This is a genomic window from Humibacillus xanthopallidus, assembly GCF_006716675.1.
Taxonomy (GTDB): Bacteria; Actinomycetota; Actinomycetes; order Actinomycetales; family Dermatophilaceae; genus Humibacillus; species Humibacillus xanthopallidus_B.
The window spans coordinates 726,930-751,760 of record NZ_VFPM01000001.1; the positions used below are offsets into that span (position 1 = coordinate 726,930).

The 24,831-nt window shown below is 71.3% G+C and carries 18 protein-coding genes; 10 read left to right on the forward strand and 8 right to left on the reverse strand.

Annotated elements, in window-relative coordinates; all coding sequences use genetic code 11:
• Window positions 1-129 precede the first annotated feature (129 nt).
• The 5 genes from FBY41_RS03045 (at window position 130) to FBY41_RS03065 (ending at window position 5,875) form a co-directional block, all read left to right on the forward strand.
• Window positions 130-513 (forward strand): hypothetical protein, encoded by a 384-nt coding sequence (locus FBY41_RS03045; protein WP_141841927.1) that lies wholly within the window; start codon window positions 130-132, stop codon window positions 511-513.
• Between the two features lie 87 nt (window positions 514-600).
• Window positions 601-1,470, forward strand: a complete 870-nt coding sequence (locus tag FBY41_RS03050) for an aminodeoxychorismate lyase (RefSeq protein ID WP_141841928.1) — start codon at window positions 601-603, stop codon at window positions 1,468-1,470.
• Between the two features lie 92 nt (window positions 1,471-1,562).
• The gene (locus FBY41_RS03055) at window positions 1,563-2,252 is read left to right on the forward strand and encodes a GIN domain-containing protein (protein WP_141841929.1); all 690 of its coding nucleotides are present in this window, start codon (window positions 1,563-1,565) and stop codon (window positions 2,250-2,252) included.
• Between the two features lie 122 nt (window positions 2,253-2,374).
• On the forward strand, window positions 2,375-5,038 hold the full coding sequence (locus FBY41_RS03060) for an MGH1-like glycoside hydrolase domain-containing protein (RefSeq protein WP_141841930.1): 2,664 nt from the start codon (window positions 2,375-2,377) through the stop codon (window positions 5,036-5,038).
• Window positions 5,039-5,215: 177 nt separating this feature from the next.
• A complete protein-coding gene (locus FBY41_RS03065; protein WP_141841931.1) occupies window positions 5,216-5,875 on the forward strand; it encodes a DUF1269 domain-containing protein in 660 nt (219 codons plus the stop codon).
• Between the two features lie 216 nt (window positions 5,876-6,091).
• Here the strand turns inward: FBY41_RS03065 and FBY41_RS03070 are convergent, their stop codons facing one another.
• The 5 genes from FBY41_RS03070 to FBY41_RS23265 all read right to left on the reverse strand — a co-directional run bounded on the left by FBY41_RS03070 (window position 6,092) and on the right by FBY41_RS23265 (window position 9,453).
• Window positions 6,092-6,670, reverse strand: a complete 579-nt coding sequence (locus tag FBY41_RS03070; RefSeq protein WP_141841932.1) for a hypothetical protein — start codon at window positions 6,668-6,670, stop codon at window positions 6,092-6,094.
• A gap of 1 nt (window position 6,671) precedes the next feature.
• Window positions 6,672-7,418, reverse strand: a complete 747-nt coding sequence (locus FBY41_RS03075; RefSeq protein ID WP_141841933.1) for a hypothetical protein — start codon at window positions 7,416-7,418, stop codon at window positions 6,672-6,674.
• A 27-nt stretch (window positions 7,419-7,445) separates the two neighbouring features.
• Entirely contained in the window at window positions 7,446-8,195 is a 750-nt protein-coding gene (locus FBY41_RS03080; protein ID WP_221629196.1) for a DUF2589 domain-containing protein, read from the reverse strand.
• A 48-nt stretch (window positions 8,196-8,243) separates the two neighbouring features.
• Window positions 8,244-8,621, reverse strand: a complete 378-nt coding sequence (locus FBY41_RS03085; RefSeq protein WP_141841934.1) for a hypothetical protein — start codon at window positions 8,619-8,621, stop codon at window positions 8,244-8,246.
• A gap of 220 nt (window positions 8,622-8,841) precedes the next feature.
• Window positions 8,842-9,453, reverse strand: a complete 612-nt coding sequence (locus FBY41_RS23265; RefSeq protein ID WP_185748859.1) for a LuxR C-terminal-related transcriptional regulator — start codon at window positions 9,451-9,453, stop codon at window positions 8,842-8,844.
• Between the two features lie 406 nt (window positions 9,454-9,859).
• On the opposite strand from FBY41_RS23265, the gene FBY41_RS03095 reads away from it, so the two are divergent.
• Together FBY41_RS03095 and FBY41_RS03100 are read left to right on the forward strand one after the other, a co-directional pair.
• On the forward strand, window positions 9,860-11,266 hold the full coding sequence (locus FBY41_RS03095) for a WS/DGAT/MGAT family O-acyltransferase (RefSeq protein ID WP_185748860.1): 1,407 nt from the start codon (window positions 9,860-9,862) through the stop codon (window positions 11,264-11,266).
• A complete protein-coding gene (locus FBY41_RS03100; protein WP_141841937.1) occupies window positions 11,259-13,082 on the forward strand; it encodes an AMP-dependent synthetase/ligase in 1,824 nt (607 codons plus the stop codon). The genes FBY41_RS03095 and FBY41_RS03100 overlap by 8 nt, the downstream gene beginning before the upstream one ends.
• Before the next feature lie 80 nt (window positions 13,083-13,162).
• On the opposite strand, the gene FBY41_RS03105 is transcribed toward FBY41_RS03100, so the two are convergent.
• Complete coding sequence (locus tag FBY41_RS03105; protein ID WP_185748861.1) at window positions 13,163-14,113, reverse strand: alpha/beta fold hydrolase; 951 nt, start codon at window positions 14,111-14,113, stop codon at window positions 13,163-13,165.
• Window positions 14,114-14,302: 189 nt separating this feature from the next.
• Here FBY41_RS03105 and FBY41_RS03110 point away from each other — a divergent pair, with 189 nt between their 5' ends.
• Genes FBY41_RS03110 through FBY41_RS03120 form a run of 3 tightly spaced genes read left to right on the forward strand, consistent with a single transcriptional unit; the run spans window position 14,303 to window position 18,760 of the window.
• Window positions 14,303-15,478 (forward strand): toll/interleukin-1 receptor domain-containing protein, encoded by a 1,176-nt coding sequence (locus FBY41_RS03110; RefSeq protein ID WP_185748862.1) that lies wholly within the window; start codon window positions 14,303-14,305, stop codon window positions 15,476-15,478.
• Window positions 15,479-15,497: 19 nt separating this feature from the next.
• The gene (locus FBY41_RS03115) at window positions 15,498-18,245 is read left to right on the forward strand and encodes a RyR domain-containing protein (RefSeq protein WP_185748863.1); all 2,748 of its coding nucleotides are present in this window, start codon (window positions 15,498-15,500) and stop codon (window positions 18,243-18,245) included.
• Window positions 18,246-18,256: 11 nt separating this feature from the next.
• Window positions 18,257-18,760, forward strand: a complete 504-nt coding sequence (locus FBY41_RS03120; RefSeq protein ID WP_185748864.1) for a hypothetical protein — start codon at window positions 18,257-18,259, stop codon at window positions 18,758-18,760.
• A 33-nt stretch (window positions 18,761-18,793) separates the two neighbouring features.
• On the opposite strand, the gene FBY41_RS03125 is transcribed toward FBY41_RS03120, so the two are convergent.
• Both FBY41_RS03125 and FBY41_RS03130 read right to left on the reverse strand, forming a co-directional pair.
• On the reverse strand, window positions 18,794-19,147 hold the full coding sequence (locus FBY41_RS03125; RefSeq protein WP_141841942.1) for a hypothetical protein: 354 nt from the start codon (window positions 19,145-19,147) through the stop codon (window positions 18,794-18,796).
• Window positions 19,147-24,636: an AAA family ATPase gene (locus FBY41_RS03130; protein ID WP_141841943.1), complete on the reverse strand. Its 5,490-nt coding sequence runs from the start codon at window positions 24,634-24,636 to the stop codon at window positions 19,147-19,149. The genes FBY41_RS03125 and FBY41_RS03130 overlap by 1 nt, the downstream gene beginning before the upstream one ends.
• Window positions 24,637-24,831: the final 195 nt, after the last annotated feature.

Below are 24,831 nucleotides of genomic sequence, written 5' to 3' on the forward strand. Positions count from 1 at the left end.
CTACCGTTCAGACTGCCCTGCATGCGAGAAATGATGGATTGGTCCCGCTTCGAAGACGTCCCTTTCGGCTGAGAGAACAGCCAATTTGATCGTTGGACAGGTGAATCACTGCAAGAATTGGAGGCTCTCATGACGTTCAACGCGATTCCGGTGCGATCGGCCGAAGGTGAGGCCCTCAGCGCCGTGGCGGTCAGCACGGCCGCCCCTTCAGGCACCACGACGTCGGTGGCCTGCTACCTGCAGAAGGGCTCGGACATCACGTGGCAGTGGGGCCTCAACAACGACAACTCGTGGTTCGTGCTCAACGGCCGCTGGATCACGACGCCCTACACCGGCCTGACCAAGTTCGTCACCGACACGAGCCGAAGCGAGCTGCTCGCCGCCGCGGCCAACGCGATCCGCTACTACAACAAGAGCGGCTACACGGTCGAGTCGATCTTCGCCGCGGACGGCATCGGCGGCTACAACTATCCGATCGTCGCCAACGGCGTCGAGCTCTACCCGAAGTTCTAGCCGGGCCGGAGGACCCCCGGAGGACCCCAGCCCATCGATGCGACCGTCGGCATCCCGCGTCAGTCGCCGGCGTGGAAGTCTGTGACCATGAGCGAGGTCCCGCACCTGGTGGCAGTCCTCGGGCGCGGCGTGGTCAGCCCGGACGACCCCGTCGTCACCGCCGACGACCTCGGCCTCACTCGCGGCGACGGCTGCTTCGACTCCGCCCGTGTCGTGACCGACCCGTCCGGCACCGCGCAGATCGTCGACCTCGACGACCACCTCGACCGCCTCGCCGCGTCGGCCGGCGCCCTCGACATCGCCATCCCGCCGCACGACGCGTGGCGATCTCTCGTGTCCGAGGCCGTCGCGGCCTGGTCGACACCCGGCGAGGCCGTGCTCAAGCTCATGCTGACCCGCGGCCGCGAGTGGCGGCCCGCCGGCCCGACGGCCCTCCTCACGATCACGCACCGAGCGCCGTCCCCGACCCCGACAGGACCGCCACGCACCATCACCGCGGTTACGCTCACGCGCGGCCACCCCTCCGACGCGTTCACCGATGCCCCGTGGCTGCTCGGCGGCGTCAAGACCCTTTCCTACGTCGTCAACGCCGCCGCGACCCGCGAGGCGAAGCGGCGCGGAGCAGACGACGTCATCTTCACGACGACCGACGGCTTCGCCCTCGACGGCCCGACCTCCGGCCTGCTCCTCGCCCGCGGCCGCACCCTCCTCAGCACCCCGACGGGCGGAACCGGCATCCTCGAGTCGCTCACGGTGGCAGCGATCATGGACGCCGCGCGCGCCGACGGCTTCGAGACGCGCTTCGAGCTCATCCCGGTCGAGGACCTCTACGCCGCCGACGCGCTGTGGCTCGTGTCGTCGGGCCGCGGGCCGGTGCTCATCACGACGCTGGACGCGCGCCCTCTCCGCACCGACACCGCCCTCGCCACCGCCATCGCGAGGTATGCCGGCTTCTGACCCCCGCCGAGAGGACCCCCGTTCCCGGTTCAGGGACCTTGGCCCCTGCCCGCCGGCACGGCCCACGACCACGCTGGATCGTGGAGGCAACCATGAGTCCCAAGACATCCCGTGCGTCCCTACGCCACCGCGCCCTCGCCCTCGCGGGCGCTCTGGCCCTCACCCTCCTGCCCAGTGCCTGCAGCTGGGGCTCGACCGGCGGCATGGTGGTGGGCTCCGGCGAGGTCACGTCGCAGACGCGGAGCGTGCCGGCGTTCACCGAGGTCGAGGCCGGCGCCGGCATCCAGCTGGAGCTGGCGCAGGGTCGGCAGCAGGTCGTCATCACCGCCCAGCCCAACATCCAAGAGATCGCGACCGCCGAGGTGTCCGGCTCCCGCCTCATCCTCGGCACGACGAGCGGCTACGTCTCTCCGCAGGGCCTCGTCGTCAAGGTCACCTCTCCCAGCCTCAAGGTCGTCGAACTGTCCGGCGGCGCAAGCGGATCCGGCACCACCGGACGCACCGACACCCTCGGTCTGCAGATGTCTGGGGGCGCACGCGCCACACTGTCCGGCACGACCACGACCCTGGACCTCGGCGCGAGCGGTGGCGCCATCCCGAACCTCGGCGACCTCCGGGCCACCAACGCGACCGTCGACCTCAGCGGCGGTGTCGTCGCCACCCTCACCGTCAGCAGCTCGCTGACGGGGACGGCATCCGGGGGCGTGGTGCTCACCCTGACCACCCAGCCCGCGAGCTCCACCGTCGAGACGTCCGGTGGCGCCGTCGTCCGCAACCAGTGACGTTTCCCTTCCGCGCGTAGGGATGCTCGCATAGCGTTCGTGACGGAACCGAACGCGGCGAGAGGACTCTTCGTGGACGCGCACCCACCGATCGAGGGCTTCCGGCCCGGGAGCCACCTCTGATGCCCGGCGCGGAGCGCGAGCGCGTCGCGTCTTTCGGCCACCCCGAGGACGGGCTCTACGACGCCACGCCCTGGTACCACTGGGGCCCGTACCTCTCCGAGCGCGCCTGGGGCACCGTCCGTGAGGACTACAGCCCCGACGGTGAGGCGTGGACCTACTTCCCGCACGACCACGCCCGTTCACGCGCCTACCGCTGGGGCGAGGACGGCATGGGCGGCATCAGCGACGTCGGCCAGAACCTCTGCCTGGCGCTCGCGCTGTGGAACGGCCGTGACCCCATCCTCAAGGAGCGGATGTTCGGCCTCAGCGGCCCCGAGGGCAACCACGGCGAGGACGTCAAGGAGTACTGGTGGTTCCTCGACGCCCTGCCCAGCCACGCTTGGCTGAGTTGGCGTTACCACTACCCGCAGTCCGAGTTCCCGTATGCCGCCCTGCTGGCCGAGAACGCCCGCCGCGACCACGCGCAGCCGGAGTTCGAGCTCATCGACACCGGGATCTTCGACGACGACCGCTACTGGGTCGTCGACGTCGTGCACGCCAAGGCCGACCCGCACGACCTGCTCATGGAGATCCGCGTGACCAACGCGGGGCCCGACGAGGCGACGCTGCACGTCCTGCCACAGCTGTGGTTCCGCAACACGTGGTCGTGGGACGTCGGCGCCGTGACGCCCTCGCTCGCGGCGACCGGCCCGGCACAGGTGACGGCGCAGCACCCCCGCTTCGGCGAGCTCGAGTGGGAGCTCGCGCCGGGGCCCGACGGCTGCGCGCCCGAGCTGCTGTTCTGTGACAACGAGACCAACACCGCGAGGCTCTACGGCTCACCCGGCGGGACGGGATACCCCAAGGACGGCATCAACGACCACGTCGTCGGCGGGGCGCCGACCGTCAACCCCGAGCGTGTCGGGACGAAGGGCGCTGCGTGGTACCGGCTGACGGTGCCGCCCGGCGAGACGCAGGTCGTGAGGGTGCGCCTGCGACCGCCGACCCCCTCCCCCGCCTTCGGCGGGGAGTTCGACGCGGTGCTCGAGCAGCGGCACGCCGAGGCCGACGAGTTCTACGGTGAGGTGATCCCGGCCGACGTCGACGACGACGCCCGGCTCGTGGCGCGGCAGGCCTTCGCGGGGATGATCTGGGGCAAGCAGTTCTACTGCTACGACGTGAAGCGCTGGCTCCAGGGGGATCCCACGCAGCCGCCACCGCCGCCCGAGCGCCGGGGCGGACGCAACGCCGGCTGGCTCAACCTCGACGCCCGAGACGTCCTCTCGATGCCGGACCCGTGGGAGTACCCGTGGTTCGCGGCGTGGGACATGGCCTTCCACACTGTGGCGCTCGCCCATGTCGACCCGGCCTTCGCGAAGTACCAGCTGCTCGTGCTGTGCCGCGAGTGGTTCCAGAATCCCAACGGCGCGCTGCCGGCATACGAATGGTCCTTCAGCGACACCAACCCGCCGGTGCACGCGTGGGCGGCCTTGCACGTGTGGGACATCGACGGTCGGCGCGACACCGACTTCCTCGCGCGCCTCATGCCCAAGCTGCTCATGAACTTCACGTGGTGGGTCAACCGCCTGGACCCGGAGGGCGACCACCTCTTCGGCGGGGGCTTCCTCGGGCTCGACAACATCAGCGCCATCGACCGGTCCCATCTCCCGCCGGGTGGCCGCCTCGAGCAGGCGGACGGCACGACGTGGATGGCGTTCTACTCGCTCACCCTCCTCGAGATCGCCGTCATCCTCGCGGAGAAGGACGACGCGTGGACCGACATCGAGGTGAAGTTCATCGAGCACTTCGTGCTCATCGTCGATGCCATGCACTCCCAGGGCCTCTGGGACGAGACGGATGGCTTCTTCTACGACGTCTTCCACTCGAGCGACGGCGAGACGGTGCCGATCAAGGTGCGCTCCATCGTCGGCGTGCTGCCGCTCATGGGCACGGTCATCATCGGGCCGGAGCTGCTGGCGACGATCCAGACGCTGCAGAAGCGCTTTGCCGGCTTCCTCGGGCAGGACTCGTCTGCGGACGTCCCCGACTACGGTCGCGTGGTGCCGATCCCCGGCACCGACGCCGTCGCGCTCGGCGTCGTGCCGCCGGGCGCGGTGCGCCGCGTGCTGTCGCGCGTCTTCGACGAGGCCGAGTTCCTCTCTCCCTACGGGCTTCGCGCGCTGTCGAGGTATCACCTCGACCATCCCGTCTGGGTCGAGCTCGGGGGCTCTCGGCTCGTCGTCGGCTACGAGCCCGCCGAGTCGCGCACCGGCATGTTCGGCGGCAACTCCAACTGGCGCGGCCCGGTCTGGATGCCGGTCAACTACCTCGTGCTGCGCAACCTCCAGCGCTACTCCCGGTCGCTCGGCTCCGCGGGCGAGGTGGAGTACCCCACGGGCAGCGGCCGCACGCAGACGTTGGCCGAGTGCACCGAGGACCTCCGCACACGCCTCATCTCCTTGTTCACCAGGGGCGCCGACGGTCGCCGCCCCTGCCACGGCTGGGTCGACAAGCTCCAGAACGACCCCCGCTGGCGCGACCACGTGACGTTCTACGAGTACTTCCACGGCGACAACGGCGCGGGCCTCGGAGCCAGCCACCAGACCGGCTGGACCGGACTCGTCGCCGACCTCATCTGCCGCCCCGACCCCTTCGCCGGCGCCAAGAGTGCGTGGGACCTCTGAGCCGGGACACACGTCCGGCAGCCCGACGCTGTATGCCGTCCGGCGGGGTCCGAGGGCTCGCGTCCTCGCGTTCTCGCGACTTCCGCTGTCGACCGGACCGGGCCCGGAGTACGGTCCAAGGACAGGAGCGCCGGCTCCGATGAGCCGGGGCACGAGTTCGTCTAGCAGGAGGCGTGGATGTCAGAGAACCCGAGCACACCCGACGAGGCCGAGGTCACGATGACGGGAGAGGCGGTGTCGGACGGCGCCTACACGCTTCTCGTCGCAGACTTCTCGGACACCACGAGTGCGCGCGAGGCCTACGAGGCGCTCAAGGAGGTCGAGGACGGACGACGCGTCCAGATCGACGGCGTCATCGTCGTCAACCGCTCGACCGACGGCAAGCTCACCATCGAGAAGGCCACCGACCACACGACCCGACGCGGCCTCAAGTGGGGACTCGTCGGCGGCGCCGCCCTCGGCCTCATCTTCCCGCCGTCGATCCTCGGCAGCGCCGCGGTGCTCGGCGCGGCCGGAGCCGCCGCAGGCAAGGTCGGCCAGCTCCGCAACCGCAACGAGCTGTCGCGCGAGCTCGAGTCATCGGTGGTCCCCGGCCACTCCGCGATCGTGGCCGTGGTCTCAGACCCCGCCGTCCTCGAGCTGCGCAAGGCGCTCGACCAAGCCGACGCCATCGTCGAGTCCGCGGTGGACCGCGTGGTCGCCGATGAGCTCCGAGCCGCTGCCAAGGAGGCAGACGACGAGACCCCGGCGGTGGAGGCCGGGTCGGACGCCTCGGCTGGCTCTGACAGCGACTCCGGATCCGGCTCCGGCTCCGACTCCGGATCCCAGAAGGCCTGAGCCCCCGGCCGAGGCTGGCCCGGACCAGCCTCGGCCGGTCGGCCCCGTCGAGCTGCTTGATGCCGCGCTCGGTGTACTGCCCGTTGCTGCACATGTCCCACTCGCCGATGGCGCAGTTGCTTCACGGCACCGGATCGGGGCGCCGACCGAGGCGCCGCTTCAGGTCGTCTCTGCCTCGGCGCGGGCCTCCCACGAGATGTCGACCTGGACGAGAGGTCACGCCCCGTTGAGCGAGGCGAGCAGATCGGCGAGGAGAAGCAGCACATCCGGAGCGGCGACCTGCAGCGCGACGAGCCGAGCCGACGGTGCCGCCTCGGGATCGTTGAGCAGTCTCAACCACATCTTCTCCAGCTCCGGCTGGGTCAACGTGCCGTCGGGCCGCGGAACCACGAACCCGCCTGCGAAAGCGTGGAGCACGAGGGGTGCCAGCTGCTCACGCGCGTGGTCCAGTGCGGCCTGGACACCATCGACATCGGTGCGCAACCGCTCCCCAGTGAGCAGCAGGACTCGAAGGGCGATGCCGCGCTCCATCTCCCGTCGGCGCACGGTGACCCGTTCGGAGGTCATGGGGTCGACCCCTTCGTGCGCCGAGGTGAACTGGGCGAGCAGCGAGACGAGCTCGTTCTCGCCCGAAGACAGACCCATGGCGCGGTACTCGGCGGCGGCGCCGTCGAGGAAGGCGAGAACCACGTCGGAGCAGCCGAGATCGCGTGATGTGTAGGACCGCAGGGCCGAGGTCGAGGACTCGATGAGCTGCTCGAACCTCTGGCCGCGGTCGTGGAGGAAGGGTTGCACGTCAGTCGAACTCCACCACTTGCGACACGTTGCCCTCGTCGTCCTGAACGCTGTGGAGGTAGAAGCCCTCCTCGAGCATCTGTGCGCTCACGACGAAGACGCTGCTCTCGTTGCTGCCGCCCTTGACGACGTTGGTCTCCGGGTTGACCAGCAGGCTCTCGATCTCCGTGCTGTCGACGACCGTGCGGCTCAGAACATAGGCGAGGACCTCCGCGGTCGTCCGCGCGAGGAGGTCCCCCTCGCCCTCACGCTCGAGGTAGTACGTCACGAGTCGTGCTCCGGCGAGAGCCGCACGGAAGATGCCCCGCCACGACTCCGCCACGATGGCTTGGGGGTGGAGGGGATCGGGATTCTGCGCGAGCCGGCCGTGGAACTCGCGCGCCAGCTTCTCGACCGCGGGCGACCCACCGATGCCGGACGGGCGCATCGGTCCCGGGCGGGGCAGGCCTCCCTGCGAGAGTGCCACCTCCGAGCGCACCGCCTCGGCCCGCTGCCCGATCGCGGAGACGAAATCCGACTCCGCCTCCGCGAAATGGACAGTCTGCTTGAACCGGGCACCGGAAATGAGCACCGGAACGGTGACATCGATCTTGGGCGTCTTGAACCGCGGCACGGAGAAGTGTCTGAGCACCTCATCCTCCCGGTAGCGCTCCGCCACGGCCCGGGAGTAGGCGTCGGCCGTCTCCCGGGCCTTGACCAACTCGGTGAAGATGTAGCCGGCGTAGTCGCCCAACGTGATCTCAGCCATCGTCCCACTCCCAGCGGCCCGAGTGGATCAGGCCGCCAACATCCCAAGGATCTTCTCGAGCCCAGCGGGCATCTCGTCCTGCACCGCCTTGACGTTGACGTTGAGTGCGTACTCCTTCTTGACCTCGACGTTGGTCGCCGTCTTGCGCTGGTAGGACGCGGACACCTTGAAGCTCACGGGGCCCCAACCGCCCTTGACCTCGGCGTTGACCCCGAGCGCGTCACTGGTGCTGGATGACTCGACCGAGTTGAGCTTGACGTTGAAGTCGATGATGACGTGCTCGATACGCAGAGACGGGATCGGAAGCATGGCCAGCAGCGGCACCTTGACAGCCACGTTCTTGCTCACGGTCTTGCCGTCGGCATCGACGTCGTTGCGCGTGTGCGAGAAGTCGACCATGACGAGCTCGCGCGGCTTCGAGGTGTCGGGTTGGCCGTCCGCGCCGACCGGCTGCGAGAAGCCCACCTTGTTGATGAAGTCGATGGTCGCGAGCGACGACGCGACCTGCGCGTCGACAGCCGCCTGCAGGGGTCCGCCGATCATCTTGCGGAAGTCGATGTTGTTGAGCTCCGCGGTGAGGTTGGTCGACACGGCCGCCATCGGTGCGAGCCCGGCAGCCGTCGCGTCCCGCATGACGTCCGCGGCCCGTGAGGTCATCTCCACAGCGGTCTCCTCCGCTTCACGGGCGCTGGGTGAGGTCTCGGCCGACCGCTCGGACTTCGTCGGAGACTTCGTGGTGCTGGCTCCCCGACGGGGGTTGCTGTCATTCTCGGACATGGTGGTTCCTCTCTCGTTGGTCGTTCGGTGGTCGATCCAGGTGAGGGCTCAGGTGTGGTGGGCTCGGGCGCCGTCAGTTCGCGAACGCGCCGCGTCCCGAATCGCCGCGAGCAGGGAGTCCGGGGTCAGCTCCCCGATGGGACGGGGGACGGGGCGCAGCTCCCACAGCGCGGCACGCCGACCGTTGTCCAGGGTGGCGACGACCGTCGTCGTGCGGGCCTGGGTGAAGAGAGCCGGCTCGCTGCCGAGGAAGCCGTCGTCACCGGTGTTCCAGACGACGACGTCGGGCTGCACCGCGCCGACAGTGGCGGCGGCGGTGGCGGGATCAGCCGGATCGGACAGGTCAGCGACCACGACGAGGTCCGGCTGCGTCGACAGGGCACTGCGGATCAGCGAGCCCAGCAGGTCGTGGCACCCCACGAGCATCAACCGAGTCGACCGCGCCGGACTTGGCGACGCCCCCTGCCGCAGCGGCTCCGCCGCCCCCGCGGGCCCCACCGGCCGCGCTGCACGCCCCGGCCCCGCTTTATCTTCCGATCCCGACACTGACACCGATCCCCCGTAACGCGTTGCTCCTTACCTCCATGAAGGCCCAGCAAGGGCGTCTCAGGCCATGGATCATCGGATCCGTCTTCGATTCAGCGGACTAGTACTCACCCGGACGTCGTTCACGGACGAGGACCTTGGTCCGCCGGTCCACCTGCAGCTTCTCGAGGATGCTGTGCACGTGGTTCTTCACCGTCGGGAGCGCGATCGTCAGGGCCCGTGCGATCTCCTTGTTGCTCAGCCCCCGTTCGATGAGACGCGCGATCTCCAGCTCGCGGCAGGTGAGCTCCTGTCCGACGACGGGCTGGAAGCTGGCGGGGCGTGTGGCGACCTGGCGCAGCAGCACTGCCGACACGCGTGGGCTGCACGCAGCCCCGCCGGACCGGACGATCCGGATACTGTCTCGCAGCTGCTCGAGGGAGCCGTCCGCGGGCACGAAACCGGAGACCCCGGACTCGGCCCACAGGACGATCGAGTTCTCCTGGTTCGACACTGCGAGGGCGATGCAGGCGGGAGGCAGGGGGCGGCCGCGGATGGCGCGCACCAGCTCGGGCCCACTCGGCACGGGTAGGTGGACCAGTGCGACGTCCGGGCGGTGGAAGTCCACAGCCCGGAGCGCCACCTCTGGGGCAACCGCGTCGACGACCCGTTGGCCCGGCGTCTCGCCCAGTGTCCGGGCGAGCCCCTCCCGGAAGAAGCGGACCCCGCTCACGACCAGAATGCCGCTGGCGGTGGCCTCTGCTTCACTCCCGCCACAGAACGAGCGGGGAACGGTCGTCCGCAGACCCGCCCCCGCAGACACATCGCGGCTCGTGGGCGCGGGTCCCGGGTGTCCCCGGATGCCATGTGAAGCCATCCTGCCCCCTGCGCGACGCTCGACCCCTGCAGCGTGAGGGCGGTCGTGCCTGTGGCGACTCCTGTCACCGACCGCCGACGCCTGTGGTGTTCCAAGACCACCGTAGTGGCGGCTCGATCCGCATGAGGCTGAATCGGACGCATCCACCCAGATCGGCCATCGCGTTGCCGTCGGCTCGGGTGCCGAGACGATGCTTCGTGTGACACGACGCCGGGACCTATGGCCCGTGCCGGGCCGTCGCGCGTCGACCACGCTGGACCTCATGCAGCGGCTGAGTCCTCTCGACGTGTCCTTCCTCCACCTCGAGCGCGACATCCAGCAGCTCAACGTCGGGTCCGCGCTGCTCTTCGAGGGCCCACCACCGACCTACGACGAGTTCTGCACGGCCATCGAGGTCCTTCTCCCGGCCTTCCCGCGCTACCGCCAGCACGTGCGCCGCGTCCCGCTCGACCTCGGGCGCCCGGTCTGGGCCGACGACCCGCACTTCCGGCTGCGCGACCACGTCGGCCACCGCAGGCTGCGGGCGCCCGGGACCGACGACGCCCTGCGCACCCTGGCCGTCCGCCTCATCTCGCAGCCCCTCGACCTCGACCGCCCCCTCTGGCGCTCGTGGCTCGTGACGGGGCTGCGCGGCGGACGCTTCGCGCTCGTCAACACCAACCACCACGCGATGATCGACGGCATCTCCGGCGCCGACATCATCGGCGTGCTCCTGACGGCGAGTCCCGAGACGCCTGCGACCCCGCCGCCCCGCTCCCCCGAGTGGACGCCCGAGCCCGAGCCGAGCCCCGCCCACCTCGTCACCGACGCCGTCGTCGAGCTCGGCTCGAGCCCCGTCCGGGCGGTGCAGGGTCTCGCGCACGCTCTGCGCCCGGCCGCGCTGACGGAGAGCGTCGCCGAGGTCGTCGGTATGGCGCGCTTCGGGGAGCAGCTGGCGCACCTCGAGCTCGGGCTCAACGGACCGATCGGGCCGCAGCGTGACTGGCGCTGGGTGCGCGCGAGCCTCGACGACGTCAAGGCCGTCAAGAACCACCACGGCGGCACCGTCAACGACGTCGTGCTCGCCGCCATCGCCGGCGGCTTCCGGGCCCTGCTGCTCTCCCGAGGCCAGCGGGTCGACGGGCGCACCCTGCGCAGCATGGTCCCGGTGTCGACCCGGCACACCGACGAGCACGGCACGCTGGGCAACCGCGTCTCCGCTGTCTTCGCGGACCTGCCTGTGGGAGAGGCGGATCCGCTGGCGCGCTTGCACGCGGTCTCAACCCAGCTGCATACGCTGAAGACCGGTGGCACTGCCCTCGGCGTGGACGCCCTCCTCGGCGCCGCCGACCTGCTGCCGGGAGGCCTCTACGCCCTCGGAGTCAAGGCCTGGGCCCACAGCCCGCAACGGATCTTCAGCACGGTGACGACGAACGTGCCCGGACCCCAGGTGCCGCTCTACCTGCTCGGGCGGCGGATGACCGACATGTATCCCTACATCCCCCTCGGCGCAGACCTGCGCATCACCATCGGTATCGCGTCGTATGCCGGCGGGCTCGCCTGGGGGGTCACGGGCGACCACGACTCCGTCCCCGACCTCGAGGTGCTCTCCGACGGCATCGACGACTCCGTCACCGAGCTCATCGCTCTCACCCCACCATCGACCCGCTCCGAGGTGCGTCATGCATGACATCGCTGAACCGGCCCGCTACACCCCCACCCCCGACGAGACGTTGACGGACGACCTCTTCGCCAACGCCCGCGCCCACGGGCCCGAGACCGGCTACTCGCGGCGGGTGGGTGACCGCTGGGTGCGCGTCACGCACACGCAGCTCGCCGACCAGGTGACCGACGTCGCGGCGGGCCTCATGGCCTGGGGCCTCGAGCCGGGCGACCGTGTTGCCATCATGGCGGGCACGAGCTTCGAGTGGATGGTCTGCGACTACGCGATCTGGACCGCCGGGGGCGTGACCGTGCCGATCTACGAGACGTCGTCGGCCGAGCAGGTCGCGTGGATCCTCCACGACTCCGGAGCGGTCGGCGCGTTCGTCGCGAACGCCGACGCAGCGGCCACCGTCGCGTCGGTGAGCGCCGACGCGACCGACCTGAGGGCCCTCTGGTCCTTCGACGGCTCCGACCTCGACGAGCTGGCGGCGTCCGGCCGCGACATCGACCGGTCCGAGGTCGAGGCACGCCGCACCTCGCGCACGAGCGACGCGCTGGCGACCATCATCTACACCTCCGGCACGACGGGCCGCCCGAAAGGCTGCGCCATCACGCACGCCAACCTCCTGTGCCAGGTCCACAACGTCGCAGCTGCGAAGAACGTCACCGAGCTCGTCTTCAACGACCGCAGCACGACGCTGCTCTTCATCCCCGTCGCACACATCCTCGCCCGGTCGATCCAGCTGACCGCCGTGCACAGCCGGGTCCACCTCGCGCACGGCAGCGATGCCAAGAAGGCCGCCGCGCTCTTCGCCGACTTCAGGCCGTCCGTCATCCTCGCGGTGCCCTACATCTTCGAGAAGATCTACAACACGGCCAAGCACAAGGCCGCCGCCGAGGGCAAGGGTTGGATCTTCACCCAGGCCGAGGCCACGGCCCGTGACTACAGCGAGTCCATCGACCGCGGCGGCCCCGGCCTGCTGCTGCGGCTGCGGCACGAGCTCTTTGATCGGCTCGTCTACGGCAAGCTCCGTACGGCGCTCGGCGGGCAGGTCGACTACATCGTCAGCGGCGGCGCTCCCCTGGGCGCCAGGCTCGGCCACTTCTTCCGCGGCATCGGCATCAACCCGCTCGAGGGCTACGGCCTGACCGAGACGTGCGCCGGCGTGACCCTCAACCTGCCGGGCCAGCAGCGCATCGGCACGGTGGGTCGCCCGCTGCCCGGCTGCTCGGTGCGGATCGCCGACGACGGCGAGGTGCTGCTCAAGGGTGGCGTCGTCTTCCAGGGCTACTGGCACAACGAGGAGGCCACCCGCGAGGCCTTCGACGACGACGGCTGGTTCCGCACGGGCGACCTCGGCGCGCTCGACGCCGACGGCTACCTCACCGTGACGGGTCGCAAGAAGGATCTCATCGTGACCGCCGGGGGCAAGAACGTCGCGCCCGCCGTGCTCGAGGACCGCCTCCGCGCCCACTGGCTCGTCAGCCAGTGCCTCGTCGTCGGAGACCGTCGACCCTACGTCGCGGCGATGCTCACCATCGACTCGGACGTCCTGCCCCAATGGCTCGCCGAGCACGGCCACCACGAGGACACGGCGGTCGAGCGCATCCACGAGAGCCCGGAGCTGCTCGCCGAGCTGCAGAAGGCCGTCGACGACGCCAACAAGGCCGTCTCCAACGCCGAGGCCATCAAGCGATTCGTCGTGCTCCCAACGGACTTCACCGTCGACGAGGGGCTGCTCACCCCCACCCTCAAGGTCAAGCGAGCAGTCGTCACGCAGCGGTATGCCGCCGAGATCGACAGCCTCTACGCGCGCCCCCGAACGGGCAGCCCTGTGTGACCACCCGCGCGGTCACGTCCTCGGCGTCACGTCCTCGGCGTCACGGCGTCACAGAATCCGTGTGTCACCGCGTCACTGCGTCACGGGCGCGCGCTGAGGACGGCGACCATGCCCTCGGACGCCATCCAGTCGTGGATCTGCTCCAGCGTCCAGTCGGGCACCTCGAGCTGCGGCACGTGACCGACGTCCTCGGCGACCTCGAACCTCCACGTCGGGTTGCTCTTCGCCACTGCTCTCGCCGCTGCGATCGGCACGAGCCGGTCCTTCGCTCCGTGCAGGAGCAGCACGGGCACGCTGATGCGGCGCATGAGCTCCTGGAGCCACCGCCGTCGAGCGAGGACGAGCACGAGGGAGCGCCCGGCGACGACGAGCTCGGCGTCGACGTCGGGATAGTTCTCCCGCTCGCGGGCGAGCTCGAGGTGCTGGTGCAGGACGTGCTTCGGCACGCGGGTGGTGTCGACGCAGCAGAGCCGCAGCACCGCCATGGCCTGCGTCTCTGCGGAGAAGAGGCTGCGGCGGCGGGCCATGAAGACGCGCGCGACGGCCGGGACGGCATACGCGCCGAACATCAGCGTGACGAGGGGGTCCGGGCGGGCCGAGGGCCCCACCGGCACAGCGGGATCCACGAGCACGAGGCCGGCCACGAGGTCGGGGCGGTCGTCGGCGAGCAGCATGCTGATGAGCCCACCCATCGAGTTGCCGACGAGGATGACGGGGTGGCCGATGACGGCATCGACGAAGCGCGCGAGGAGGTCGCGGTTGTCCTCGATGCGCGGTGAGCGCCCGAGCGGCTGGGTGCGCCCGAAGCCGACGAGGTCGATCGCCATGACCCGGCAGGTCTCCGCCAGGGTCGGGGCGATCGCGGCCCAGTTGAGCAGCGAGCCGCCGAGACCGTGGACGAGCAGGAGCAGCGGACCGTCCTCGGGGCCGCCGTAGTCGACATAGTGGACGGGGCCGCCGAGGTCGACCCACCGGCTTTCGGGGGCTGGGTGCTGCGACGGCGAGACGTCGTCAGCGGGCGAGGCTGTCACAGTCTCATCGTGCCCACGGAAGGCTGCTGCGCGACCACGTGACGGCCCACATGTGACGGACGGCACCCCGCCCGCGAGCCCAGCGGCGCCCGTCCGGGGGCAAACCGGGCCCAATGGCCCTCCCCCAGCCCGGCCCGCGCGGGTAGACGTGGGATGTGGCCCCGATCGGGCCACAGGGGAGGGATCCGCATGAGCCACGACGTCTTCATCTGCCACTCGTCGGTCGACCGGGTGATCGCCAACGCCGTGTGTGCACGTCTGGAGCAGAACAAGATCCGGTGCTGGATCGCCCCGCGCGACGTCATCCCTGGCCGTGAGTTCGCCGCGTCCATCATCGAGGCCATCCACGGCAGCAAGCTGACCATCCTCGTGTTCTCGGCGAACTCCAACGACTCACAGCACGTGCACAAGGAGATCGAACGGTCGGTCAACGCCGGCATCCCGATCCTGCCCTTCCGGGTGGAGGACGTCACGCCCTCACCGGCGCTCGAGTACTTCATCTCCGACGCCCACTGGCTCGACGCGCTCTCGCCTCCCCTCGAGGAGCACCTCGACCACCTCGTGGGCACCGTGCAGCTCCTGCTCAACCGGGGAACGCCGGGTGACGAGGCCACCCTCGCCCCGGTCGCGCCCGGCCGGGTCACACCCGAGCCGCCTCCCCGGCGCAGCCGCATCGCCCTCTGGGTCGGGCTCGGTGCAGCCCTCGTCGCCATCGTCGTCCTCGCCGTGGTTCTCCTCACGCGCACCGGTGGCGGTCCGTCGGACACCGCCGGGGCAGCCCCGCCGCCGTCGACGACGAGCCAGGCGGCGTCGCAGCCCTTCACCGACGAGTTCACCGGGAGCGTCGACAAGAGCTGGACCTGGGTCAACGAGAAGCCCGAGGCGTGGAAGGTGACGGCGCAGGGCACGCTGGAGATCGTCGGCCAGCAACCGCCGCCGTTCCGGAACGTCCTCGTGCGGACCGCCCCGACGGGGTCCTACTCGGTCAAGCTCAACCTCACCTTCCCGACGAAGGGGAAGGGATTCACCGGGCTCGTGCTGACCGGCAAGGACCCCGACACGCGCCTGCAGTTCGGCTGGACGGAGACGGCCCTCGTCACCCAGACCTTCACGAACGGCGACATCGCCGACGACAGCGAGATGATGACGGCTGACCTGCCCGTGAAGCCGGGTGGCGACGCGCAGCTGCTGCTCGAGGTCAGGGCCGGCCTCTACATCACGAGCATCTACGACCCGAAGTACGACACCTGGTACGACATGGGCACCGGGCACCTCGATCCTGGCTTCACCCGGCTCGGGCTGCTCGTCTACTCGAAGACGGGAGCGGTCACCGGAACCTTCGACCGCTTCGAGATCTTCTTCTGAGCGAAGGATGAGTGGGGTCATGGGCAACCCGCACGGCGAGCCGCAGGCTCGACCACAGACCGTCGTCGTCGCTGGTGACGTCGTCATCGAGCACCGCATCTACGAGGGAGTGCGCACCAGGCCGCATACCCACGCTGAGCAGGGCACTCGGATCGAGCAGGAGGCCGGCGGGGCAACGCTGCTGCATGACCTCTTGCGCAGCGTGGAAACCGCCTCGCCGCAACCCTTCTCGACCGAGCTCGCCATGGGGGCGACCCCCCAGCCCCGACTCGTCGGCTCCTACTCGCTCCTGACGCCCTGCCCGGCCGCGCCCGGCGGCAAGGGCTTCGTGTGGCGCGTCACGCGCGACCTCGGCTACGGCGACAGCCTCGAGCCCAACACGAGGTATGCCGTCTCGCCGCGTCGCGAGGCGATGCCCGCCTCCGTCGTGGTGGTCGACGACGGCGCCCTCGGCTTCCGCCACTCGACCAACCGGCTGGCGTGGCCGGAGGAGCTGCGCGAGGGCGCAACGTCTGGAGTGGAATGGGTCGTCCTCAAGACGTGCACCCCGCTCGCTCAGGGCGACCTCTGGCAACGGCTCAGCCATGAGTTCGGCGACCGCCTCGTCGTCGTGACCTCGGCCTCCGACCTGCGCCAGGAGGAGGTCGGCATCACGGAGGGCCTGTCGTGGGAGCACACCGCGCAGGACCTGCTGCAGGAGCTGACCCTCAACCAGAGCATCTCCGACCTCACCCGCGCGCGGCACCTCGTCATCACCCTCGGCACCGACGGGGCGCTGTGGCTGAGCCGCACCGCCGACGGCTCCGCCCGGTGTCGCCTCGTGTTCGACCCGGGCGGCCTCGAGGGCGCCTGGGCCCGGAGGGTCCACGGCCAGGTGTGGGGCGGCATGTCGTGCCTCGTCGCGGGGGTCGTCGCGGAGCTGACGGGGTGCAGCCCCACGACCGCGGGCGTGCAGCGTGCCGCCGACGAGGTCGGTCCCGACATCGGCGCGGGCATCGTCCGCGGGCTCTCCGCGGCGCGGCACCTCCTCGCCGTCGGATACGGGCCGGCGACGGACACGGCCTCCGAGGACGCGACCACCCCGACGTTCCCGCCCGCGGCGGTCGTCGCCGACCTGCTCGACCCGTCGTTCCGCTACCGGGTCGCCGACGTGCCGACGTCGGTCGCCTCCATCGGCCGCTCCAAGGCCTGGACGATCGCCTCGGGAGACCAGGCCGTCGCCGGAGGTCGCCCCCTCTACGGCCTCGCGCGCCGCGTCGCGCTCTTCGGCCCGAGGGCGCTCGTCGGGGAGGTGCCGTATGCGGTGTTCGGCAAGCTGACCGCGGTCGACCGGGTCGAGATCGAGAGCCTGCGTGGCCTCGAGCGCCTCGTCAAGAGCTACGAGGACGACCCGCACCCGTCGAAGCCGCTGTCGATCGCCGTCTTCGGCCCTCCCGGATCCGGAAAGTCCTTCGGCGTCAAGCAGATCGCGAAGACCGTGCTCGGCGACAAGGTGCCCATCCTCGAGTTCAACCTCTCGCAGTACTCCGACCCCGCCGAGCTCGTCGGTGCCCTGCACCAGGTGCGCGACAAGGTCCTCGGCGGCACCACCCCGGTCGTGTTCTGGGACGAGTTCGACTCGCGGGAGTACCTCTGGCTGCAGTACCTCCTCGCGCCCATGCAGGACGGCGCGTTCCAGGAGGGACAGATCACGCACCCGATCGGCAAGTGCGTCTTCGTCTTCGCCGGGGGGACCAGCCACGACTTCGCGAACTTCTCGCCGCGCGAGGAGTCCTCGTCGCGGGTCGCCGGCGTCGCCGCACGCAGCGGCCTCACGAGACAGGAGAAGTTCCGCCTCGCCAAGGGTCCCGACTTCGTGAGCCGGTTGAGCGGCTACCTCAACGTCGCCGGCCCCAACCGCCGGCAGCGCTACGACGCCCTCATCGGCTCCTGGGTCGACGACGACGCGCCCCCGGACATCTCCTTCCCCGTGCGCCGCGCGCTCCTCATGCGGGCGACCGGCGGCTTCGTCGGCGCCGCCGAGAACGCGGAGATGGACATCGACAGCGGCCTGCTCAGCGCCTTCCTCGAGATCGGTCGCTACGAGCATGGCGCGCGGTCACTCGAGACGATCATGAAGCTGACGCGGAGCGGCGGGCAGGCCGGAATCCGCCGCTCTGCACTGCCTCCCGAGGACCAGCTGTCGCTGCACGTCGACGCCGACGAGTTCATGGGGCTCGTCGACCTCGACCTCCCGTTCAAGATGCACAGCGAGGAGCTCGCACCAGCCGTGCACGGCTTCTACCGCCAGGCGGTCGAGGGCGAGTCCGTCCCCTACGACGTGGCGTTCGAGGCACTGCCTGACGGTGCGAAGGCCGACAACGTGGCGGCCGCCGCCCGCATCCCCCGGGTGCTCGCCCTCGTCGGGCTCGTCATCGTGAGCCAGGACCACCCGTCGACCGCGCAGGAGGACCTCGTGGCGAGGCTCATCGAGAGCAACATCGAGCTGCTGGCCGAAGCCGAGCACGACGGGTGGATGGAGCAGAAGTACCGCGACGGGTGGTCACACGGCTCCACCCGCGACGACGACGCCAAGACCCATCCCTGCCTCGTCCGCTACGCGATCCTCAGCGAGCAGGACAAGGACAAGGACCGGGGCGCCGTGCGCCACTACCCCGACATCGTCACGTCGTCGGGCCACAAGATCGTCGAGGCCGGCTGCGCGACAATGACCCCCGCGCAGCGCGCCAACACCGCTCTCCCCCAGCACCGGCCCGCCCGACGATGAGACCCGAGCGCGTGGTCCGCGTCGGCGTGACCGGGCACCGCACGATCCGCGACCCCGAGCGGGTGGCGAGGCGGGTGCGGGACGGGCTGCACGGCATACTGCGGCTGACGGACGCCGGGGACGGTGCCGGCCCCGCACGGCTCGAGATCGTGGCAGCGCTCGCCGAGGGCGCCGACCGCCTCGTCGCCCGTGAGGCTCTCGCCCTGCCGGGCACGACGCTCGCCGCCGTCCTGCCCTTCCCCGCCGACGACGAGGGCGACGTCGAGACCCCCGAGGCCCGCGCGGGGCTCGCCGACCTGCTCGAGCGGGCCCACACCGTGGAGGTGATGCCCACGACCACGACCCGCGAGGCCGGCTACGCCCTCCAGGGCCGCTGGGTCGTCGACCACAGCGACGTGCTCGTCGCCGTGTGGGACGGCGAGCGGTCGCGCGGGCAGGGCGGCACGGCCGAGATCGTCGCGTATGCCGCCGATCGCGGGGTCCTGCTCCTCTGGGTGCGGGCGAGCCGCGCCTGACCGCGACGTGTGCCGATGCGACCCGACGACCGGTCACCAGGAGCCGACGAGGCCCAGCCCCCGGTCGGCGCAGAGGCGAAAGAACCTCCCGAGCTCGACGACCTCGAAGGGCGAGCAGTCGTAACGCCCCTCGGCCGAGGAGGCGACCACGACGGGGTCGCACTGCTCCAGCTGGGCAGCCATGCGCCGCACCACCTCCGGGGGGATCCACTCCCGGAAGAGCGAGACCCCGGTGACGTCCTCGACGAGACCGGCATAGACCTTGCCGCGGAAGGACGTGTCGCCCTCGCACTCGCAGAGCAGCACCTTCGCCCGGTCGAAGGCGTCACGGTCCGCCTCGGTGAGCGCGATGTCCGGTGTCCGGCCGGCCAGGGTGTCGAGTCCCATCAGAGCCTCCCCTCGAGAGTGGTCAACGCCGCCTGCTCCTCGCGGCTCACCTTCGGGCGCAGGAACGTCCCGCACGCGGCCGCGACGTCGCGGGCCGAGCCGAGGAGGACGGCAACCAGCTCGGCATACTCCGCGTCGTCGAGGCGACGGCGCAGGATCGCCCGGCAGTGGCCCAGCTCGTCGTCCTGACGGACGAGCGCCGGGTCGGGCAGCGGCCCTGATGCCGTCGGAGCCGTCGCCGGGTCGTGCTCGTCGACGAGCCGCGCTGCGAGGCGCTCCGCGCTTGACGTGAGCGCGCTGCGCCGCTCGTTCGAGAGGGTGAACTGCTCGACCTCGGCGTCCTGCACCGTGCCGTCAGCCGCGGCGACGAAGCTCCACAGGACTCCCGGGAGGCGGCGCACCTGGTCCCACTCCGCATCGGTGAAGCGAGCCCGCAGCGTCGCGTCCTCCTCGAGGACGGGGTCGGTCGTCACGACCAGCTGGAGGGTGTCGCTGTGCCCGCCCACGAGCACCGTGACGCCGTCGGGGTGCGCCGCGAGCGCGTTGACCGACCAGCCGAGCCGGCGCAGCAGGCCCCGCTCGACGCCGGCCTCCACGTCGACGAGCCGGACCTCGCCGTCCGTGGAGGCGGTCATGACCAACGCCTCGTCGGGCAGGACGGCCAGGGCGGTGATCACGCACCGGTGCCCGGTGTCGAGCGACCACCGCAGCCGTCCGGTCATGACGTCCCACGTCTCGAGGGCGGTGCCCCGCGCCACGCACAGGTCGCCGGCCACGACGCCCACCACCCATGCCGGGTCCCCGGGCTCGGAGCACCACGCGACCCGGCCGGACTGCGCGCCGTGGACGGCGACCGTTCCCGCAGTCGACACGGAGCCGACCGCCGACCCACCGAGCTGGGCGACCCCCGTCACCGCTCCGGCATGCACGGCGACCCGCTGGGGCCGTGCACCGCCGGGCTCCCACAGAGTCACCCCGCCGGTGCTGTCGCCGACGAGCCAGGCGCGGCCCCGGGCCGCAGTCAGGCACACCATCCCGGCAGGCACCTCGGTCTCGGTCACGAGCTGGTGCGAGCCCACCCCCCAGACCCGGACCCGGCCGTCTGCCGAGGCGGCCGCGACGTGCGTGCCGTCGGCCGACCACGCCGCTGCCGTGGCCCACTCGGCTCCCGGCTCGGCGAGCGTCTGGCTCCTGCCGTCGACGAGGTTCCAGGAGACGACGGCTCCGTCGGACCCGGCAGTGAGCCCCCGTTCGCCGTCGGGGCTCACCGCGACGGCCTCGACCCACGGATGCTGCGTCTGCAGCATCGTCCGCCGCGGCCGGTCGGCGGCGTAGACGGCGTCCCACCCGCGCTCTTGGACGTGCGCGCGCACCGCAGACTCCCGCTCGACCGGGCCGAGGCCGTCCGGCCCGTCCGGCCGGGTGGGCCGTGGCGGCCGCTCGATCCGCAGCAGGTGCACCCGACCGCTCGCCTCACCAGCGACGAGAGTGAGGCCGTCCGGCGCGAGGTCGCAGGCGGTGACCCGCGAGTCGAGGTCGAGCTCGGCCACCACCTCGAAGGTCTCGAGGTCCCAGACGCGCAGCCGGTGGTCGTCGCCGCCCCCGACACCGACCCGCCCTCGGGCGTCGAGAGCCAGACAGCGCACCGTCTGCGCGCGCCGGTTCGACATCGACGACTCCACGTCGTGCGACAGCACCCGCAGCCGCCGCCCGGTGCCGAGGTCCCAGAGCCGCACCCGTGACTCGTCACGGGTCACGTTGAGGCGGTAGAAGACGAGGATGCTGTCGGTCGACGACGTGAGTGCTCGGGAGCCGTCCCTCGAGACCGCCGTCGTGACGACCTCGTGGGTGGCGTCAACGGACGACCGTGGCGCCTGCTCGTCGAGCCGCGCCGCGAGCGCCAGCAGGTCGGCATCGCCCGGGGTGCGCACAGCGAGCTCGCCCGGCGAGCTCCGCTCCGGCGTCGCGCCAACCCCTCGGCCGGCGAGCAGATCCCAGCGCAGGACCGAGCCGTCGGCCCCCACTGACACGGCGACCGTGCCGTCGTCGCCGACGGCCACCGCGGTCACCGCTGCGGTATGCCGTGGGGGCGCCGGGGTGCTGACGGCCAGCGGGTGCTTCCCGAGGTCCCAGACGTGCACGCTGCCGTCCTGGGCGCCGGAGAGCACCCGCAGACCGTCGGGGGTCGCGGCGATCGACAGGACCGCGGTGCCGTGGCCGAGGAGCCGGCGCACCTCGCGCCCGACGGTGAGGTCCCACAGCCTGATGCTGCCGTCGTCGCCGGCCGAGACGAGCCGGTCTGGGGCGAGCAGGACGATGGCCCGGACCGCGCCGACGTGACCGGTGAGGGTCGTGAGCGGTGTGGAGATTTCGGGCGCGGGGCGCACCTCGATGGTGCCGTCTGCCTTGCCGACCGCTGTCATCAAGGCGTCAGAGGAGAGTGCGAGCGACGTGACACCAGAGACCTGCTCGCTGGATGCAGCCCGCCCGCCGACGAGGTCCCACCGGACGAGCGGGGCGCTCCTGCCCCACGTCACCGCCACCCGGCCGTCGGAGCTGAGCGCGATGAGGTCGCTCGTCGCCGCCGCGCCGGACAGCGCGCCCTCGAGCTCCGGACCGGACCGGCCGTCGCTGAGGCTCCAGCACTGGACGGACCTGGCGCCGATGCCCCAGATGTCGCGCGGCGCCGCCGCGAGGGTGCCGGCCTCCGGATCGAGCGACACGGCATACAGGTTGTCGGTCTCTCCGCGAACGACCATCGAGCCGACCCCGGTGCGCCGGTCGATCCGGTAGACGCAGCGATCCGCTGAGGCCGCGAGCACGTCGTCTCCAGCGAAGGCGAGCGCGGAGATCGTGTCGCCGCCCGCGCCCTCCGCAAAGCTGCCGCTCGGGCGGCCCCCCTCGAACGCCACGACCTCGAGCCCGCTCTCGAGGTCCCAGACGCGCACGCTGCGGTCGGTCGTGCCGGCCGCGGCCCAGCGCCTGTCCGGTGAGAAGGCCACGGCTCGCACCGGCGAGAACGTGCCTCGGAGGATGCGGGTCAGCTCACCACCCGGTGGGGTGAGGCTCGCCGTGAGCGGGCAGAGCCAGGCACCGTCCGACCGCTGCGCGAGGCTGCGGACGAGCTCCGCCAGGTGCGGGTCCGACACCGTCAGCAACCGCCCGACGAGCTGGCCGGCGAGCTGTGCGGGGTCGCGCGTCACGGCGGTCATCGAGAGCAGGAGCGCCTCACGCAGGACGGCCAGGGTCGCAGCCTGGGGGGAGGCAGGGTCGCACCGCCGGGCCACCTCGTCGATGTCCTCCACGAGCGTCGACGGGCCCGTCTCGCCGACCTTGGCGCTGACGAAGTCTCCGTCGGTCAGCAGGGTGACGGCCTCTGCGCCCCGGCCGGCCCTGGCCAGCTGGAACGCCAGCTCGGCGAGCACCCGGGGAGCGAGGCCCGCGGGGCCGAGCCGGACGGCGTCGAAGTAGTCGGCCAGTTGCGCGTGCCGGGCCTGCTCGCGCTCACCGGAGAGGAAGACGCGCTCGGCCGCGTCGGCCAGCTCGCGGTGGAAGAAGCCGATCGTCACCGTGCCGTCCGCGGTGCGTGCCGTGAGGTAGGCCTCGAGGTCGGCGAAGAGCCGCGACCACACGACCACCGGCAGCCGGTCGACGTGCGGGGAGTGCGGCGACCGCCGGGCGAAGTCGGCCATCACTTCGGCGTCACCCGAGAGCAGGTCGAGCAGCTCGTCCTCCGTCAGTCCGTCGCGAGAGGCGGCCAGCAGGCCGAGAGCGCGCTCGACGAGCACTGCGCCATGGTTCTCCTCACGCCCGAGTCGCGCGAACAGCTGCTCGATGAGCCGGGGCACGTCGCCCGCGACCGGCTCGGGAGCGAGCCAGGACGGCCACAGCCGGGCCTCCTGCGTCGCGAGCCGCAGGTGCAGCGGCATACCGCGGGCCTCCTCGAAGGCCGACAGCACTGCGGCCGCCTGCGGCGGCGTCAGGGTGCGGCCCTCGGCGACGAGCCAGTCCTGCAGCAGGGCCGCCCCGTCGTCGGCGGAGAGTCCGGGCACCTCGAGGAGCGCGTCCCCGCCGAGTCGCTGGCGGAGCAGGTCGAGCTCCGGGCCGGGCCGGGTGGACACGGCCACCCAGACGTTGGGCGGCAGGACGGTGGGCAGCCAGGTCAGCCGGCGAGCCGCATCGTGACGGGGCAGCTGGTCGAGACCGTCGACGAGCAGGACGAGCGGCTTCGCCTGGGTGGCCCGGCCGAGCTGGGCGGAGAACCCGCTGAAGAGGTCGTTCTCGTCCCCGGGGGCAGGGGCGTCGACGCCGTACTCCTCCCCGAGCTCCGCCCAGATGTCACGGAGCAGCTCGCCACCGACCGACGACGCCGGCGTCGCGCCGATGAAGCGCGTGACGACGACGGCCTCCGGGCGCTGCGCGACAGACTGTCGGGAGACCTCGGCGAGGACCGCCGACTTGCCGCTTCCCGGTGCGCCCCAGAGGACGAGCGGTCGCCAGGGCTCGTCGGCCCGTCGGGCGGCCACCCGGGCCAGGACGTCGTCGCGTCCCCGCAGGTCAGCGGCGCGGTCCTCTCCGAACCCCGCGTGCGCCGCCCGCTCTGCCACGACCGGGTCGAGGGCCTCGACCCGGTCGAGCTCGGCACCGATCACCGCGGCCAGGGCGGCATACACCTCCTCGTTGAGAGCGGCGAGGTGCTCGCGGGTCGGGGCTCCGTCCACCCAGCGCGCAACGTAGGTGCGCACCCCGTCGCCGAGCTGCTCCGTGAGGCGCCTGCGCAGGTCGGTGAGGTCGGCAGCTGCCTGACTGTCGCGGTGCCCGTCGACGACGTCGACGTAGGGGGCGGCGTCGTCGGACAGACCGTCGATCGTGCGCAGGAACGCGAAGGCGCCCAGGGCCGCATCACCCTGCAGCAGCCCGGCCGAGATCTCCTGCTCCGTGGCGGAGGGCTGTGGGCCGAGCGAGGCGTCGAGCACCGCTCGGAGGCCCGTCTCCTCGCAACCCCAGGCCGCGGGGTCGCGGAACTCGCCCTCGCGCGGCTGGAGCACGGCGACGGGAGGAAGGGCGTTCTCGTCGACCCGGTACCACCTGCGCACGAGGGTCGCGCCCTGCGCGTCCGCCGCGGCCACGCGCTGCACCTGCTGCCACTCGTCCTGTGAGAGCTCGTAGGGCAGCGGACGCCAGCCGTAGCGATCACCAAGCAGCGCAAGGAAACTCGGCCGCGGGCTGAGCCGCCGACAGCGCTCCACCTCGGCCAGGCACAGCGCCATCGTCCGCTGGTCGAGCGCGGCCTCCTCGCTCACGCCCCAGCGCAGGTCGACGGCCTGGAAGCGCGCACCGCGCGACGCGCACAGCCGGCGGAGTCTCGAGAAGGCGCCCTCGACGAGGCCGTCCGGACCCTCCACACCCCGCTGCAGCGCATCGCGCTCCGCCACGAGGTCGTCGAAGGTCGAACTGACGAACACCCTGAAGCTCTGTGCGCCGGGCATACCCCATCGTCTCGCCGCCAGCGGTTCCGGAGCCGGTTCTTGGACCCAGATCACGTTTCCCGGCCCGCTCGCCTCGGCGGGTCTCGCGGAAAGAGCTGCCGGCGCCCGGAAGGTAAAGAAAGGACAAGTCGCCGCGGGGGCTCGAGAGACGGTGAGAGGCTGACGTCGAGGGCCTTGGGGGCCACCGGCACGGCG